This is a genomic window from Pseudomonas sp. GD03842, assembly GCF_029841165.1.
Lineage (GTDB): Bacteria > Pseudomonadota > Gammaproteobacteria > Pseudomonadales > Pseudomonadaceae > Aquipseudomonas.
On sequence record NZ_JAOCEA010000006.1, the window covers coordinates 162,783 to 178,512 of the forward strand.

At 62.9% G+C, this 15,730-nt stretch carries 16 protein-coding genes; 14 read left to right on the plus strand and 2 right to left on the minus strand.

The window, feature by feature from the left end; genetic code table 11:
• Positions 1 to 3 precede the first annotated feature (3 nt).
• From N5D61_RS10790 to N5D61_RS10815, 6 genes are read left to right on the plus strand one after another with little or no spacing between them, the layout of a single operon-like run.
• On the plus strand, positions 4 to 801 hold the full coding sequence (locus N5D61_RS10790) for an ABC transporter permease (RefSeq protein ID WP_108238284.1): 798 nt from the start codon (positions 4 to 6) through the stop codon (positions 799 to 801).
• Positions 798 to 1,940, plus strand: a complete 1,143-nt coding sequence (locus N5D61_RS10795) for an FAD-dependent oxidoreductase (protein ID WP_279892586.1) — start codon at positions 798 to 800, stop codon at positions 1,938 to 1,940. Before N5D61_RS10790 ends, N5D61_RS10795 begins: the two co-directional genes overlap by 4 nt.
• Positions 1,930 to 2,283 carry a (2Fe-2S)-binding protein gene (locus N5D61_RS10800; RefSeq protein WP_279892587.1) on the plus strand — a complete coding sequence of 118 codons (354 nt, stop codon included), beginning with the start codon at positions 1,930 to 1,932 and terminating at the stop codon, positions 2,281 to 2,283. The genes N5D61_RS10795 and N5D61_RS10800 overlap by 11 nt, the downstream gene beginning before the upstream one ends.
• Positions 2,280 to 3,656, plus strand: coding sequence for an FAD/NAD(P)-binding oxidoreductase (locus N5D61_RS10805; RefSeq protein ID WP_108238287.1), 1,377 nt, complete (start codon positions 2,280 to 2,282; stop codon positions 3,654 to 3,656). Before N5D61_RS10800 ends, N5D61_RS10805 begins: the two co-directional genes overlap by 4 nt.
• Positions 3,649 to 4,827 carry an FAD-binding oxidoreductase gene (locus N5D61_RS10810; RefSeq protein ID WP_279892589.1) on the plus strand — a complete coding sequence of 393 codons (1,179 nt, stop codon included), beginning with the start codon at positions 3,649 to 3,651 and terminating at the stop codon, positions 4,825 to 4,827. Before N5D61_RS10805 ends, N5D61_RS10810 begins: the two co-directional genes overlap by 8 nt.
• Before the next feature lie 9 nt (positions 4,828 to 4,836).
• Positions 4,837 to 5,190 (plus strand): RidA family protein, encoded by a 354-nt coding sequence (locus N5D61_RS10815; protein WP_108238289.1) that lies wholly within the window; start codon positions 4,837 to 4,839, stop codon positions 5,188 to 5,190.
• Between the two features lie 100 nt (positions 5,191 to 5,290).
• Here the strand turns inward: N5D61_RS10815 and N5D61_RS10820 are convergent, their stop codons facing one another.
• Positions 5,291 to 5,545 (minus strand): hypothetical protein, encoded by a 255-nt coding sequence (locus N5D61_RS10820; protein WP_108238290.1) that lies wholly within the window; start codon positions 5,543 to 5,545, stop codon positions 5,291 to 5,293.
• 125 nt (positions 5,546 to 5,670) lie between these two features.
• Between N5D61_RS10820 and N5D61_RS10825 the strand changes: the two genes are divergently transcribed.
• The 5 genes from N5D61_RS10825 (at position 5,671) to N5D61_RS10845 (ending at position 12,737) form a co-directional block, all read left to right on the plus strand.
• Positions 5,671 to 6,111 (plus strand): DUF1810 domain-containing protein, encoded by a 441-nt coding sequence (locus N5D61_RS10825; RefSeq protein WP_279892590.1) that lies wholly within the window; start codon positions 5,671 to 5,673, stop codon positions 6,109 to 6,111.
• A gap of 148 nt (positions 6,112 to 6,259) precedes the next feature.
• On the plus strand, positions 6,260 to 6,784 hold the full coding sequence (locus tag N5D61_RS10830) for a (2Fe-2S)-binding protein (RefSeq protein WP_108238292.1): 525 nt from the start codon (positions 6,260 to 6,262) through the stop codon (positions 6,782 to 6,784).
• Positions 6,781 to 7,770, plus strand: coding sequence for a xanthine dehydrogenase family protein subunit M (locus N5D61_RS10835; protein WP_108238293.1), 990 nt, complete (start codon positions 6,781 to 6,783; stop codon positions 7,768 to 7,770). Before N5D61_RS10830 ends, N5D61_RS10835 begins: the two co-directional genes overlap by 4 nt.
• On the plus strand, positions 7,767 to 9,968 hold the full coding sequence (locus N5D61_RS10840) for a xanthine dehydrogenase family protein molybdopterin-binding subunit (protein ID WP_108238294.1): 2,202 nt from the start codon (positions 7,767 to 7,769) through the stop codon (positions 9,966 to 9,968). The genes N5D61_RS10835 and N5D61_RS10840 overlap by 4 nt, the downstream gene beginning before the upstream one ends.
• 186 nt (positions 9,969 to 10,154) lie before the next feature.
• Positions 10,155 to 12,737, plus strand: a complete 2,583-nt coding sequence (locus tag N5D61_RS10845; protein WP_108238295.1) for an EAL domain-containing protein — start codon at positions 10,155 to 10,157, stop codon at positions 12,735 to 12,737.
• A gap of 80 nt (positions 12,738 to 12,817) precedes the next feature.
• Here N5D61_RS10845 and N5D61_RS10850 read toward each other — a convergent pair whose 3' ends face one another.
• The gene (locus N5D61_RS10850) at positions 12,818 to 13,411 is read right to left on the minus strand and encodes a helix-turn-helix domain containing protein (protein WP_279892591.1); all 594 of its coding nucleotides are present in this window, start codon (positions 13,409 to 13,411) and stop codon (positions 12,818 to 12,820) included.
• 70 nt (positions 13,412 to 13,481) lie between these two features.
• Between N5D61_RS10850 and bdcA the strand changes: the two genes are divergently transcribed.
• From bdcA to N5D61_RS10865, 3 genes are all read left to right on the plus strand, one after another.
• Positions 13,482 to 14,195, plus strand: a complete 714-nt coding sequence (gene bdcA / locus N5D61_RS10855; RefSeq protein WP_279892592.1) for an SDR family oxidoreductase — start codon at positions 13,482 to 13,484, stop codon at positions 14,193 to 14,195.
• Between the two features lie 326 nt (positions 14,196 to 14,521).
• The gene (locus tag N5D61_RS10860) at positions 14,522 to 15,508 is read left to right on the plus strand and encodes a ribonuclease Z (protein ID WP_279892593.1); all 987 of its coding nucleotides are present in this window, start codon (positions 14,522 to 14,524) and stop codon (positions 15,506 to 15,508) included.
• A gap of 72 nt (positions 15,509 to 15,580) precedes the next feature.
• Positions 15,581 to 15,709, plus strand: a complete 129-nt coding sequence (locus N5D61_RS10865; protein WP_256600512.1) for a hypothetical protein — start codon at positions 15,581 to 15,583, stop codon at positions 15,707 to 15,709.
• Positions 15,710 to 15,730 lie beyond the last annotated feature (21 nt).

Below are 15,730 nucleotides of genomic sequence, written 5' to 3' on the forward strand. Positions count from 1 at the left end.
GCCATGCACAAGAACGGATGTTTTTCCCTGCTGTTCCATGTCGCGTTCGTGACATTCATCGTGGCGCCTCTGGTGGTGGTGATGGCGATGGCCTTCACCAGCAAAGGCTACCTGTCACTTCCCACGGATGGCCTTTCGCTGCGCTGGTTCAAGGCGTTGTGGGAGAACCAGGAAATGATCGACGCCTTCGTGCTCTCGATCAAACTGGGGCTGGTGTCGGCGACCCTTGCAGCCCTTCTGGCGATTCCAGCCGCATTGGCGATCAGTCGTTATGACTTTCCCGGGCGCGGCGCGGTGACCGGCTTCCTGCTTTCGCCCCTGATGATCCCCTCGGTGGTGCTGGGCATCGCTTTTCTGCGGTTTTTTTCCCTGGCGCAGATCGGCGGCTCGTTCTGGGCCCTGGCGTTCACTCATGTGGTGGTCGTGCTGCCTTACGCCCTGCGCCTGACCCTGGCTTCCACCATCGGCCTTGAACGTGACATCGAACGGGCCGCGCTGTCGCTGGGTGCCAGCCGTTGGACAGCCTTCTACCGGGTGATCTTCCCGCGCATCCGTACCGGGGTGGTGGGTGGCTGGATGCTTGCGTTCATTCAGAGTTTCGACGAACTGACCATGACGGTGTTCGTCGCGACACCAGGCACCACGACCTTGCCTGTGGCGATGTACAACCAGATTTCCCAGACCATCGACCCGCTGATCACCGCCGTCTCCACGGTGCTGATCGTCGGCACCCTGTTGTTGATGCTGGTCCTCGATCGGCTGGTGGGCCTGGATCGGGTTTTGATCGGAGAAGGCAAATGAGTCATCACGCGAACAACGTCATTCAGTCGGACGTGATCGTGATCGGCGGTGGCCTGGTGGGCACCGCGGTCGCGTACGGGTTGGCGCTCAAAGGTGCCGACACGGTGTTGCTGGATCAGGGCGACGTGGCCTTTCGGGCGTCGCGCGGCAACTTCGGACTGGTCTGGGTACAAGGCAAGGGTCACAACCTCGTCGACTACGCCCGCTGGACCCGCTCCTCCGCGGTTCGCTGGCCGGCCCTTGCCGACGCGTTGCTGGCCGACAGTGGTGTGGATGTCCAACTCAAGCAACCCGGCGGCTTTCACATGTGCTTCAGCGATGAGGAGTTGAGCGAGCGGCAGGCGCGTTTGCAAACGCTGCATGACGCGCTGGGCGACTACCCCTTCGAAATGCTCGATGCCGCCGAACTGAAAGCGCGCTTGCCGCTGATCGGGCCGGCGGTCGTCGGCGCCAGCTACACCCCACAAGACGGACACGTCAACCCGTTGAAACTGCTGCGTGCGCTGCACGGAGCCGCGCAGACGCGAGGCGTTCGCTATCACAGTGACGTTGCGGTCGGCAGAATCGAATACGGGTCCGGGGAATTCCGCGTGACGGCAGGCGAGCGCCGCTACGTGGCCGGCAAAGTCGTCCTCGCCGCCGGGCTGGGCAATCCGCACCTTGCCCGCCAAGTGGGGCTGCATGCGCCGGTGGCGCCCAACCGTGGGCAGGTGCTGATCAGCGAGCGGGTCCGGCCCTTCCTCGACTATCCCACGATCAACGTCAGGCAGACCGACGAGGGCACCGTCCAGTTGGGCGACTCGATGGAAGAAGCCGGTTTCGACGACCTGACGTCGACCGAAGTCCTGGCGACGATCGCTCGACGCGGCGTCTCCACCTTTCCGCTGCTGCGCGACGTCCGGTTGATCCGGGCCTGGGGTGCTCTGCGGGTGATGAGTCCGGATGGCTTTCCGATCTATCAGCAATCCCCCACCCAGCCAGGCGCGTTCGTGGTGACTTGTCACAGCGGCGTGACGCTGGCGGCCGCTCACGCGCTGCGCATCGCGCCCTGGATTCTCGGCGCCAGCATGCCCGATGAACTGGGTGTGTTTGCCGGCGAGCGCTTCTTGACTGACAAGGTGTTTACCCATGCGCACTGAACCATTGTTTCAACCGATAAAAAGCGAGGTCGGGGTCGCCCGGACAGTGGGCCTGACGTTCAATGACCAACCGCTGAACGTGCCCGCAGGCCTGTCGGTCGCTGCGGCTCTGTTGATGTCCGGCATCGAGCGTTTTCGCGCGACACCGGTGAGCGAGTCGCCCCGCGCGCCTTACTGCATGATGGGTGTGTGCTTCGAATGTCTGGTGGAAATCGACGGCGTGCCGAACCGTCAGAGCTGTCTGGTGGAAGTGGCCGAGGGCATGCGCATTCGCTCGCAGGAAGGCGCCCGCGATCTGGTTTACCCACTTGCCAGCGTCCAGAGCGTCGAGGTGCACTCATGAATCACCGAACTGTCGATGTCATCGTCATCGGGGCCGGGCCTGCCGGTATGTCGGGATCGGTTGCCCTGGCCAAGGCCGGCTTGCAAGTGTTGTTGCTCGACGAGCAGACCAGCCCCGGCGGACAGATCTACCGAGGCATCTCGCTGGCACCCCTGGCGCGTCGCGACCTGCTCGGCCCGGATTATGCGCGAGGCAATGAGCTGGCCCAGGCGCTGGCTGCCTCGAGCGTGCAATACGAAACAGGCGCCTCGGTGTGGCAGGTCACGCGGGAGCACGAGGTCAGCTACCTGCGCGACGGACGATTGCACACGGTGAAGGGCAAAGCGGTGCTGTTGGCCACCGGCGCAATGGAGCGACCGTTTCCGATCCCAGGCTGGACGCTTCCCGGCGTGATGACCGCCGGCGCTGCGCAGATCCTCCTCAAGAGCGCTGGGCTGGCCCCGAACGAGCCTGTGGTGCTCGCAGGCTGCGGCCCGCTTCTGTATCTGCTGGGCTGGCAGTACCTGCGGGCCGGGGTGCCGATCAAAGCGATCATCGATACCACCCGGCGCGAAGATTATTGGCACGCGCGCCGCCATCTGTTCGCCGCGCTGCGGGCCTGGCCTTATCTGCGCAAGGGGTTGGAACTGATGCGCAGCCTGCATGCCGCGGGCATCGCTCACCATACCGGCGCCACCCAGTTGGCCGTGGAGGGCGAAGAGGCCGCCTGCGCGGTGACGTTCACCGTCTCCGGCACGGCGCTGCGCATTCCGACGCGTTGCGTTCTGCTTCACCAGGGCGTGGTTCCGAATATTCAATTCAGCCAGTCGCTTCGCGCACGCCATGACTGGAATGCCGCCCAGCTCTGCTTCACACCGGTTGCCGACGAATGGGGCGAGCTGGACGTGCCGGGTGTGTACGTCGCAGGCGATGGGGCGGGCATCGGTGGGGCCCAGGTCGCAGCGCTGCAAGGGGAGTGGGTGGCGCTGGGCATCGCCAACCGGCTGGGGATCCTGGGCAAACAGGCGCGGGATGAGAAGGCTGCCCCGTTGCGGTCCAGGCTGGAAGCGAACCTGAGGATCAGGCCATTCCTCGATGCGCTGTATCGTCCCAAGGATGAAAACCGCATTCCTGCCGACAACGTCGTGGTGTGCCGCTGCGAGGAACTGACCGCCGGGGAGATCCGTCAGTTTGTCGCCTTAGGGTGCACGGGCCCGAACCAGGCCAAATCCTTTGGGCGTTGCGGGATGGGGCCGTGCCAGGGCCGCCTGTGCGGGCTGACCGTTACCGAAGTGATCGCCAAAGCCCGCGGCGTTTCGGCGTTCGAAGTCGGTTACTACCGCATTCGCCCGCCCATCAAACCCATTACGCTGGGGGAACTGGCCGGTGAATGAGTCCAGGCAACTGCACAGCGAGGTGCTGGTCGTTGGGGGGGGCATCCATGGGTTGAGCACGGCCTTCCATCTGGCGAAAAGCGGCGTCCGGGTGACGGTGCTGGAAGCTGAGTATTGCGCCCGCCACGCGTCGGGCGTGAATGCCGGGGGCGTACGAACACTGGGGCGGCACACGGCAGAGATCCCCTTGGCACTCGCATCCCGCGCGCTGTGGCATGAGCTGCCCAGCGTATTGGGCGATGACGGCGGTTTTGTGCCCAGCGGTCAGTTGAAGCTCGCTGAAACCCCGGCCGAGTTGCAGGAGTGCCGGGAGCGTGTGCAGCACTTGCAGAGCCTGGGCTTCGATCATGAGGTGCTGATTGGCGCCGACGATGTATTCGAGCTTGTGCCTTCCGTGGCGCGGCATGTCGTCGGAGGGATCTGGGTCAAGGATGACGGGTACGCGACGCCGTTCAGGACCGTCACCGCCTTTCGTCATGCCGCAGAGCGCCTCGGCGTGATCATCCACGAGGCCACCCCGGCTCGGACCATTGAGCAGCGGGCAGGGCGGTGGCAGGTCACGACCCCTCGGGGCACGTTCGCCGCCGATCATCTGGTGATCGCCGCAGGCGCCTGGGGGCGTGAGTTGGCCGAGCAGGTGGGTGAGACGGTGCCGGGTCGTCCCGAGGGGCTGATGCTGATGGTCACTCACCGGGTCGCGCCGTTTTGCGCGCCGGTGCTGGGGGCGACGGGACGAGCCCTGTCGTTCAAGCAATTTGCCAATGGCACTGTCGTGATCGGCGGGAAGCTCATCGGAACACTGGATTTTTCAGCGCGGCACGGGGAAGTCGACATGACGCGCCTTGGCACCAGTGCTCGCACCGTGACCGACCTGTTTCCCCACCTCAGACACCTGGGTGTCAACCGGGTCTGGGCGGGGGTGGAAGCCTTCACCCAGGACGACCTGCCCGTGATCGGTGCCAGCCGCAAAGCCAGCAACCTGAGCTATTCGTTCGGCTTCTGCGGCAGCGGTTTCCAAATGGGGCCAGGGGTCGGCAAGCGCCTGGCGCAACAGATTCTCGGCGAGCATTCGCCTCTCTCTCTCGATGCATTCGCCATCGACCGCTTTCACCCGACTGCCGACGCCGCTGCGTCGCACCTGCTGCCACCCTCCAACGTTCTGCACCATTAAGGAGTTCACATGCTGGAAATAACCCGCGTCGAGACCAACCAACGCATGAGCCGTGTCGTGCAATGCAACGGCTTCACATTCGTCGGCGGCCAGACGGCCAACGATCGCAGCCTCGATATCAAAGGGCAAACGGCCCAAGTGCTCGAAAAGATCGATGGCTACCTGGCCAAGGTCGGTCTGGACAAGACCCGTATTCTCAGTGCCCAGGTCTGGCTTTCGGACATTCAGGCCAACTTCGCCGGCATGAATGAAGTCTGGGACGCCTGGGCGCCGGAAGGCCAGGCACCTGCCCGGGCCACGGTGGAGTCACGGCTGGCGGCGCCCGAATTGCTGGTCGAGATCACCGTCATCGCGGCAGGCTAAAAAGTTGCAGGGGGCGAATGGTCCAGCCCCGCGTGTCCGCCCATCGACGGGTTGCAGAAACAAGGTTTTTGCGCCTGTCGATGGGTCAAGGGACGCCTGATTAACTGTTCACCTCATCGCCCGGAGATTGGGGAATGACCCGGATATGGGTCAGCCCCAGCACCGCTGCCTGGCCCAGGATTTCGTCTGGGGTCGCATCGGCATTGGGCATCACCAGGCTGTTTTCAGCATCCCCAAAGTGAAGTTCCAACAGATGCATCGCGGCTTCGTGAGGTGCCAGTCGTGGCGCCTTCAGCTCAAGTCGATGATTGTGTGGAATACCGTTACAGTCGTATTCTAGGGTGTAGGTGTACATGGCGAAGTCCTCGGTAAGTGTCAGCGTGAGTGATCATCCTGACCTGCTGGTCAGCTTTTGGTTCGCCCAAACTGCTCTTCCGAAGCCAGACCTTTTGTGCGGCCCCCCTTCGCTTGAGGTGAATCATGCACGATCCATTCGAACTCACCCGCTTCGTCGACGCCCAGCAGCCCGTCTTCGACCGGGTCATGGTCGAGCTGCACGCAGGGCGCAAGACCAGCCACTGGATGTGGTTCATCTTTCCTCAATTACAGGGCTTGGGCCGCAGCGAAATCGCGCAACGGTTTTCGATTTCCGGCGCCGATGAAGCTCAGGCATACCTGCGTCACCCTTGCCTGGGGCCGCGCCTTGAGCGCTGTGTCAAAGCGCTGCTTGAGCACCGCGACAAGACCGCACGACAGATATTGGGAGCGCCGGACGACCTCAAGCTTCACTCCAGCCTGACCTTGTTCGCCTGGGTCAGCGACGAAGCGCCTCTGTACAAACAGGCCCTCGACCAGTTTTTTGCAGGCAAGCCCGACGATAAAACCCTGGCCATGCTCGGGCAGCCGTTCCGCTCCCGCTGATCGGGCGCTCAGGTCGATCAGCCAACCCGGAAAATGGACAGAAACGGGCTCGCTTGTCCAAATCGCTGAACGTTTCAGAGAACCTCCAAGTCGTACCAGCAAGATGCAGCTCACTGCGCACATTGTCTGATTACCGTGAGGTCACCCCATGAACGCCAATGCTCCCCGTCCCATCGAGCGACATACCCTTTCGTTTACCCTGAACGGCGATTCGAAGCAGTTGAACATTCCGCCATGGCTGACGCTGCTCGACGTGCTCAGGGACGAGTTGAATCTGACCGGCACGAAAAAAGGCTGTGACCACGGCCAATGCGGCGCCTGTACGGTGCTGCGGGATGGCAAGCGGGTCAACGCTTGCCTGACCTTGGCAGTGATGTGCGACGGTGCCGAAATCACCACGGTGGAAGGGCTCGCGACGGGCGACGAGTTGCACCCCATGCAGCGGGCCTTCATCAAACACGACGCTTTTCAATGTGGCTATTGCACCCCGGGTCAGCTGTGCTCGGCCGTGGGGCTGGCCCGTGAGGGGCGCGGCACTGATCGTGACCAGATCAAAGAATTGATGAGCGGCAACCTGTGTCGCTGTGGCGCCTACAGCAACATCATCGCCGCCGTCGAGGAAGGCTTGATGGCGAGCCGTGACGAGCAAGTCGAAGGAGGGACACAGCCATGATGCCTTTCAGCTATTCACGGCCGCAGAATGTCAGTGAGGCCGTCAAGCTGGCCGATGCCAGCAGCCGATACATCGCGGGCGGGACCAACCTCGTCGACCTGATGAAAGAGAACGTCGTTCGCCCAGAGCGGTTGATCGACATCACTGGGCTGGACCTGAACGAGGTCGAGCCGCTTCCCGACGGTGGGCTCAGAATTGGCGCACTGGTCAGCAATGCGGATCTGGCGTGGCACCCGTTGATCGAACAGCGCTATCCGCTGTTGTCCAAGGCGATTCTCGCCGGAGCATCTGCACAGCTTCGGAACATGGCTAGCACCGGCGGCAACCTGCTGCAACGCACTCGCTGCTACTACTTCTACGACACCGGCACGCCCTGCAACAAGCGGGAGCCGGGCAGCGGTTGTCCGGCGCGTTCGGGGCTCAATCGTATTCACGCAATCCTGGGGGCCAGCGATGCGTGTGTCGCCACTCACCCGTCCGACATGTGCGTGGCGCTTGCCGCGCTGGAAGCGGTGGTGCATGTGCAAGGCAAGGCCGGTGAGCGGCGCATCGAGTTCGCCGACTTCCACCGTCTGCCTGCAGATGCGCCGCAGCGTGACAATCAGTTGGCGGACGATGAACTGGTGACCCACATCGAATTGCCTGCGCCGCGGTTCGACGCCCATTACCAATACCTGAAAATCCGCGACCGTGCGTCCTATGCCTTTGCGCTGGTGTCGGTGGCAGCGGGGCTGGAGCTCAAGGGCGACGTCATCAGCGACGCCAGGCTTGCATTAGGGGGCGTTGCCCACAAACCCTGGCGCGACAAAGCCGTGGAAGCGCTGCTCATCGGCAAGCCGGTCTCCCATGAAACCTTTACGGCCGCGGCCGACCTGCTGCTGCGCGACGCACAGCCGCTGACCCACAACGCGTTCAAGATCAAGCTGGCCCATCGCGCAGTGATCAGGGCCCTGAGCGACGCAGCCATTGGAGGACATGCCGGATGAATACTTTCAAGGCGGTGACAGGCCAACCGATGGATCGGGTCGACGGCGTGGCCAAGGTCACGGGTCAAGCTCGCTATGCCGGCGAGTACCCTGAACAGGGCCTGCTGTATGGCAGCGTGGTGTCCAGCACCATCGCCAGCGGCCGTGTGGTTCAGATCGACACCGACGAGGCGCTGAGCGTGCCAGGTGTGCTGCTGGTGCTGGACCATCGCAATCGGCCGCGGCTTTCCAGTTACGACGATGACTACAGCGACGCCGACTCGGCGGAGGGTTCGCCCTTTCGCCCGCTGTACAACGACCGCGTGCTCTACAGCGGCCAGCCCTTGGCGTTGGTGGTGGCGCAGACGCAGGAAATCGCCCGGTACGCCGGATCACTGGTGCATATCCGCTATGAGGAGGACGCCCACCAGACCGATCTGGGCGCAGCGTTGGACGCGTCCCATGAGGCGCCGGCCGAAACGCCAGAACCGCGTGGCGACTTCGCGCAGGGTTACGCCGAGTCGGCCACTCAAGTGGATGTCACCTACACCACCCCGGTCGAGCACCATAACCCGATGGAACCTCACGCCTCGACGGTGTTTTACCGGCCGGACGGCAGCTTGGAGATTCACGACAAGACCCAAGGAACGCAAAATTGCCAGGACTACCTGCATAAGATCTTTGACGTGCCCAAGGACAAGATCCGAATCCTCGCGGCATTTGTCGGCGGGGCTTTCGGTTCCGGCTTGCGTCCGCAGTACCAGTTACCGCTGGCCGTCATGGCAGCGCTGACCCTCAAACGCTCAGTGCGCGTGACCTTGACCCGGCAGCAAATGTTCACCTTTGGCTACCGGCCGCGCACGTCCCAGCGGTTGCGTTTGGGCGCGGACGGTGAGGGCCGACTGCTTGCCATCGGGCACGACGCTATTGGCCAGACGTCGCGCTTCGAGGATTTCACCGAACACCTCGTCGAGTGGAGTGGCATGCTCTACCGCTGTGACAACGTTGCGTTGAGCTACCGACTGGTGCCGCTGGACGTCTACACCCCATTGGACATGCGTGCGCCGGGGGCGGCGTCAGGGGTGATTGCGCTCGAAGGTGCGTTGGACGAATTGGCGTGTGCGGCGGGTATTGACCCGGTGGCGCTGCGACGCATCAATTTCGCCGACAGCAACGGTAATGAAGGCAAGCCGTATTCGAGCAAGGCGTTGTTGGAGTGCTACGACCAAGGCGCCGAGCGTTTTGGCTGGAGCAAACGCAACCCGGTGCCGCGCAGCATGCGCGAAGGCAAGGAACTGGTCGGGTGGGGCATGGCCGGTGGCGTGTGGGAAGCGATGCAGATGAAGGCCAGTGCGAAGGCCAGCATCGACGCTTCCGGCAAGCTGACCGTCAGCAGTGCCACCACCGATATCGGCACTGGCACCTACACCGTCATGACGCAGATTGCCGCTGACGCGGTGGGTGTCCTGCCTTCCGACGTGACGTTCCTGCTGGGCGACTCTTCATTGCCCACCGCGCCATTGCAAGGCGGGTCGTTTACGGTCTCGTCGGTCGGTTCGGCTGTCAGGCAAGCTTGTCTCATCCTGCGCACCCAAATACTGGAAGCGTTGCGCAAGTCCCATCCGGACGTTGCCGATGTGCCTGTGGAAAGGGTTCGTTTCGGTGACGGGCACGTGCTGGTTGAGGATCGGCGATTCTCCATTGCCGAGGTGGTTGCCGGATGCGAAGGCGCTGCATTGCAAGCGCAGGTCGACGCTGAGCCCAGCGCCAAACGCAGCAGTTTCTCCACGGCGACCCATTCGGCGGTGTTCGTCGAGGTCCGGGTGGACGAAGCCCTGGGCACGGTCAGGGTCAGCCGGGTGGTCAGTGCGGTAGCGGCCGGTCGAGTCATCAACCCGAAAACCGCCCGCAGCCAATTGCTCGGCGGGGTGGTGTGGGGACTGGGCATGGCGCTCCAGGAGGAGACGCTGACGGACCACGGCTTGGGGCGTTTCATGAACCACAGCCTGGCGGAATACCACGTGCCGGTTCACGCTGACATCGGCGACATCGACGCATTCTTCGTCGAGGAACACGACGATGTGGTCAATGAATTGGGCTCCAAAGGCGTCGGGGAGATCGGCATCGTCGGCGTCGCAGCGGCGGTGTCCAATGCGGTCTATCACGCCACCGGCAAGCGCGTGCGTGACTTCCCCATCACCCTCGACAAACTCCTCTGATTGAACAGCGGGACGCGCCGTAGCCCGCTCTGATCTCAACGTTCGCCTGGGTTCTCCAGGCGAACGTCGTTTTGTCTGCCCCGCTCCCGGCCTCGGCCCGCTTTGCGCGTCATGGCTCAAATACCCCGTCGCCCGGCCGATACCCTGACATTACCCTTTCGCGCGCCTGCCCAGTGATGTCACCCCATGCCTGATAATGCCCCTCCTGCCCCCGAACCGGTGCGCCGCTCCAGCGTGTCGGTCATCCGTGCCTCACTGTTCAAATTTGTCGGTTTGCTGACCGTGGTGTTTTTTCTCGCGGGTTATCTGCTTTTGTACCTGGCACATGACCTCAATCGCACAGAGGAGTCCGAGAGCGCCTTCTACACCCAGAAAGCGATGCAAGCGCTGGAAAAGTCCATCGGTACTGTCGTCAAGGATTACGCATTCTGGGGCGATACTTACAAGCACCTGCACCTTTCCATCGATACGGATTGGGCTTTCGTGCGGCAGAACCTGGGGCCGACCCTTTATACCGACTACGGCTATCAGGGCATATTTGTCGTCGACGCAGCGGACCGCACCGCCTATTCGGTAGTCGATGGCGAAATGAAGGCTACCGATGCTTCGCTTTGGCTCAAGGAGGCGTTGCCTGACCTCTTGGCTCAGGCCCGGGCCGGTGCAGAAACGGAAACGCCCACGACACGCTACGTTGGCATCGACGGACGCCCCGCGGTGGTGGCGGCTGCCGCGATCACCCCCGGCACGGACCCGACGGTGACGGCCGATGACGGGTTGGCGTCGGTATTGATCTTTGTCGAAGTCCTCGAAGACCCCCGGCTGGAAACGCTGGGCAAGGATTACGGTGTCGATGCACTGCGCCTCGCGACCCCTGACGAGGTCAGCGGCCGCTCCGTTCTGGCACTAGGCGAGAACGGAACGGCGGGCAGCTTGCACTGGGAACCGCCCAAACCCGGCGAACGGCTGCTGAGCATGGGCTTGCCCTTGATCGGTATCGCCGCGTTGCTGGTGTGCCTGATGGCTTGGGCCATCTTGCGCCGAACCACCGTCAGTGCCCGCGCGCTCGATGCCAGTTACGACTCTCTGCAGCGCAGTCAATCGGCGCTGGCAATCAGCGAAGCGCGCTTTCGCGACGTCGTCGAAGCCAGTTCCGATTGGGTCTGGGAGATAGACCGGCAGGGGCGATTCACCTATTTGTCCGAGCGGTTCGAGGGGGTTATGGGCCTGTCCAGGCAAGACTGGCTCGGCGCCCCGATGGACCAATTGCTGTGCACCGAGCTGGGAACGGTGACGCAATGGCTGAGCCTTCCCAATCGTCGCCCGGACATCAGCGTCCAGTGCCGGGGCGTCGATCCCGCGGGGCAGCAGCGGATCACGCGCCTGTCGGCCCGCGCCATGTCTGACCTGGGCTTCCGCGGCACCGCAACCGATGTCACCGAAGAAGTCGAATCGCGTCGGCGCATCGAGTTTCTGTCCCAGCACGATGCCCTGACAGGGCTGCCCAACAGGACGCGACTCAGGGAATACCTCGACGGCAAGCTCAAGAGTCAGCCAACGGTCGAGCGGCCGCTGGTCATGCTCAGCCTGGACCTGGATCGTTTCAAACCGGTCAATGACCTGCTGGGCCATGCCGCGGGTGACGCCGTGCTTCACGAAATCTCCAGCCGTCTGGCCCAGCGAGTGCGCCATGGAGATCTGGTAGCACGGATCGGAGGGGATGAGTTTGTGCTGATCCTGAGCGACTTGAAGGGCCAGGAGGAGGTGGAAAGCTTGTGCCAGCGCCTGATCGAGTCCATCGAGAGCCCGATTCAGGTTGGCGAGCAGGAAGTGTTCGTCAGTGCCAGCATCGGCATTGCCATGGCACCCGCTGACGCCAGCGAGGCGACCGAGCTGTTGCGTTACGCCGACATTGCGCTGTACGAGGCCAAGTCCGGAGGCCGTAATACGTGGCGGTTCTACGCAGGCGACATGAACTCGAAAATCGTCGAACGCCGCCGCCTGGAAAGTGACCTGCGCTTCGCGATCAAGCATGGCGAACTGCGCTTGCATTTTCAGCCGCGCTTCCGCATCGCTGACGGGAAAATGGTCGGGGCTGAGGCCTTGGTGCGCTGGCAGCATCCGGAGCGGGGATTGATTTCCCCCGACACCTTCATTCCTATTGCCGAAGAGTCCGGCTTGATTCTTGCGCTGAGCAACTGGGTCATGGAGAGCGCTTTTCGATATGCCGCCCGTTGGCCCGAGCCCCTGTTCGTATCGGTCAACCTTTCGACCACCGAATTCAAACGCGGCCATCTGGTGGAGCGCGTGCAACAGGCGCTACAGCTCTCGGGCATCGAACCCGGTCGCGTGGAGCTCGAAATCACCGAAAGCGTCATGCTGGAAGATGCGCAGGGTGCGTTGGACATCATGCGGACCCTGAAACGCCTGGGCATTCGCATCGCCATGGACGATTTCGGGACCGGCTATTCCTCACTGAGTTACCTGCGCACATTCCCGTTCGACGGCTTGAAGATCGACCGCAGTTTCCTCTCGCGACTGGGCGCGACCGAGGATGACCGTGCGGTGATCGAGGCGATCGTCGGGTTGGGTCACGCCTTGTCGCTCACCGTCACCGCCGAAGGCATCGAAACCCAGGAGCACCTGGCGTTGCTCAAGTCGGTGCTCTGCGACGAAGGCCAAGGCTATTTCCTCAGCCGACCCCTGGACGTCGAAGGCTTCAGCGCTCTGGTTCGCGTCACCGAGGGCATCGCAGGCACCGAGCCGCTCTGATGCCGGCGTGTGGCGTGCCATCAAATGGTCGGAAGCCCAGCGCGGGCATGCTGATCCATCGCTGCGCGCCCGACGCATGTTCAGCCTGGGATGATGTGCCCAAGCGCCAGGCTGGCGATCTGCGCGGTCGCCAGTAGACGCGCCAGGCTCTGTCCATGGCGGGCGCTGGCAGAAAGCCCGGCCATGGTGGTGGCGACGAAGTCCGTGACGCGGTCGGCTTCTTCGGGGAACTGCTGGGCGATGCGCTCGCGAATGAAGGCGAGTGCCGAGACATGAAAACCGCAGGCGGCTTCGCGCGCTTCCAGATCGATGCAATGTGTCCCTTGAAGTACCAGGCAGCCGGCGGCCGTGGAATCAGCGGCATAGCCGCGGGCGGCCTCCTCCAGAAGCAGCCCGAGCGATACCGCCAATGGTCGATCGGCGCCGAGAATCTCCGACAGCGGTAGCGCACCGGTCAGTGCGTAACGGTCCAGAACCCGCTCGTATAACTTCGCCTTGCTGCCGAAAGCCGCGTAAAAGCTGGGCGGGTTGATGCCCAGCGCCTGGGTCAGGTCGGCGACGCTGACCGCATCGTACCCCTTGGCATGGAACAGACGCTGCGCAGTGACGATGGCGTCGTCCGGGTCGAAGCGCCTGGGACGTCCGCGAGCGCGAGGATTATTTGTAGTCGACATTACATAATTCCTTGACAGCTGAAATATTGATAATTGTATCATCCCCTACATTAATCAGGAGGTGAGAAACATGTCAGCGTTCAAAGGCAAGTCAGTGTTGGTTCTGGGTGGCAGCCGGGGAATCGGGGCGGCCATCGTACGGCGCTTCGTCGAAGAGGGCGCCAATGTAGCGTTTACCTACTCGGGTTCTCCGGAGGCGGCGCATCGGCTGGCCTCCGAAACCGGCAGCAAGGCCTACGTCGCTGACAGCGCTGACCGCGATGCAGTCATCGCTCGGGTTCGGGACAGCGGTCCGCTGGACGTGCTGGTCGTCAATTCCGGCATCGCCATCTTTGGCGATGCGCTGGAACAGGACCCAGATGCCATTGACCGGCTGCTGCGCATCAACGTCCATGCGCCGTATCACGCGTCGGTCGAAGCAGCGCGGAGCATGCCCGACGGTGGACGGATCATCGTGATCGGATCGGTGAATGGAGATCGCATGCCCATCCCCGGCATGGCGTCCTATGCAGTGAGCAAATCAGCCTTGCAAGGTTTGGCACGAGGGCTGGCGCGGGACTTCGGCCCACGGGGTATAACAATCAACATCGTGCAACCGGGGCCCATCGACACCGATGCAAACCCCGCTGACGGTCCGATGAAAGACCTGATGCACAGCTTCATGGCAATCAAACGGCATGGCCGCCCCGAGGAGGTTGCCGGGATGGTCGCCTGGTTGGCCGGCCCCGAAGCCAGCTTCGTCACGGGCGCCATGCACACGATCGACGGTGCCTTTGGCGCCTGACTGATCCACCCGGCACACTGTGCGCACGACGTCTTTGGCGCCTAGGCACCGCGAAAGCGCAGGGCTCGGGCTCGGGCTCACCCGCGAGGCATTGAGTACGCGGGACGGGTCATGCCGTGGCAGCTTGGTTTGAGGGCGCGGGGTGTGCCGCCAACGAACAAGCGGCAAACGTTTTGATTCATCCCTGCAACACCGATGGAATTGCCGTCAACCCCACGCGGTCTATTCGCAGTAAGCCATCTGCGAGCAGGCCGCGGCGTCAGGAGGTGCCTGAGAGGGTGCGCCACGCTCTGCTCGCCCAATCAGCATCATATAAGGGGAAGAACGTGGACTTGCTCTTTCTGGGAACCAGCGCGGGCGTACCGACCCGTGTGCGAAACGTCAGCGGTACAGCGGTCATCGAATCGACGGGCAAGAACTGGTGCCTGATCGATTGCGGCGAGGCCACCCAGCACCGCTTGCTGCGCACGTCGCTATCGCTCAATTCGCTGCGCGGGATCTTCATCACGCATGTCCATGGCGATCATTGTTTTGGCCTCCACGGCCTGCTGACCACCGCCAGCATGTCGGGGCGCACCGAGGCGCTGGATGTGGTGTTGCCGCAGGCGCTGCACGACTGGGTGCGTCAAGGGCTCGACGTCACGGGCTCGCATCTGGGTTTCGAACTTCGCTTGCAAGCGGCGGAGACCTTCGAAGGCTGCCAGGCGGGTAACCTCCAGGTGACCGCGGTGGCGCTGTCCCACCGGGTCCCGTGCCATGGCTATGTCTTCGATGAGATCAACCACGCCGTACGCCTGGACACACAGCGCCTGGAAAGTGAGGCCGTTCCACGCGGCGAGCTGTGGGGAGAGCTCGCCCATGGTCGTGATGTCGAGCATGAAGGGCGGACATTGTTCGCCAAGGATTACGCCCAGGATACCTCGCCCGCACGTCGCGTCATCGTGTGTGGAGATAATGACACCCCTGAATTGCTCGAGGATGTGGCGCAGGGCGCTGACGTGCTCGTGCACGAGGCCACCTTCACCGAAGCCTTGGCCAAGGGGCGAGAAAACTACGGGCACAGCACCGCGGCCTCCGTGGCACGCTTCGCCGAAGAGGCCGGGGTCAAGAACCTGGTCTTGACGCACTTCAGCGCACGCTATCAGGACAACCCAGAACGCAGCCCCTCGATCGAGGACATCCATGCCGAAGCGCAACAGAGTTTCAATGGCGAGCTCATTCTGGCCCGGGACCTAAGGCGTTATCACTTGGCACGGGAGGGGAGGCTCACGTGGCTTCCGGATTCCGTTCGCACCACGCCCAACGACGTCTAGACGATTTGACCCCACGAGCCCCGATGAACAGCGTTCGGCGGGGAACTTCGAATGTGTAACGGAGGATTGATCATGCAGCCCGAAACCGAAGGTCTGGAAGAGCAGGGCCCGAGCCGTGTCCCTTTCATCAACGACCCCGAAAAGCCCACCTCGAAATCGACCAATGAAAACGATGAGCCGGTCGATGACAGCGAGGAATAGGCGGGATACGCCAGGCAGAGC

Coding starts and splice junctions, on each gene's coding strand:
- N5D61_RS10800 (WP_279892587.1), top strand. CDS start 1,930: ATGCGCACTGAACCATTGTTTCAACCGATAAAAAGCGAGGTCGGGGTC.
- N5D61_RS10795 (WP_279892586.1), top strand. CDS start 798: ATGAGTCATCACGCGAACAACGTCATTCAGTCGGACGTGATCGTGATC.
- N5D61_RS10825 (WP_279892590.1), top strand. CDS start 5,671: ATGCACGATCCATTCGAACTCACCCGCTTCGTCGACGCCCAGCAGCCC.
- N5D61_RS10865 (WP_256600512.1), top strand. CDS start 15,581: ATGCAGCCCGAAACCGAAGGTCTGGAAGAGCAGGGCCCGAGCCGTGTC.
- N5D61_RS10850 (WP_279892591.1), bottom strand. CDS start 13,411: ATGTCGACTACAAATAATCCTCGCGCTCGCGGACGTCCCAGGCGCTTC.
- N5D61_RS10805 (WP_108238287.1), top strand. CDS start 2,280: ATGAATCACCGAACTGTCGATGTCATCGTCATCGGGGCCGGGCCTGCC.
- N5D61_RS10830 (WP_108238292.1), top strand. CDS start 6,260: ATGAACGCCAATGCTCCCCGTCCCATCGAGCGACATACCCTTTCGTTT.
- bdcA (WP_279892592.1), top strand. CDS start 13,482: ATGTCAGCGTTCAAAGGCAAGTCAGTGTTGGTTCTGGGTGGCAGCCGG.
- N5D61_RS10815 (WP_108238289.1), top strand. CDS start 4,837: ATGCTGGAAATAACCCGCGTCGAGACCAACCAACGCATGAGCCGTGTC.
- N5D61_RS10835 (WP_108238293.1), top strand. CDS start 6,781: ATGATGCCTTTCAGCTATTCACGGCCGCAGAATGTCAGTGAGGCCGTC.
- N5D61_RS10820 (WP_108238290.1), bottom strand. CDS start 5,545: ATGTACACCTACACCCTAGAATACGACTGTAACGGTATTCCACACAAT.
- N5D61_RS10790 (WP_108238284.1), top strand. CDS start 4: ATGCACAAGAACGGATGTTTTTCCCTGCTGTTCCATGTCGCGTTCGTG.
- N5D61_RS10845 (WP_108238295.1), top strand. CDS start 10,155: ATGCCTGATAATGCCCCTCCTGCCCCCGAACCGGTGCGCCGCTCCAGC.
- N5D61_RS10840 (WP_108238294.1), top strand. CDS start 7,767: ATGAATACTTTCAAGGCGGTGACAGGCCAACCGATGGATCGGGTCGAC.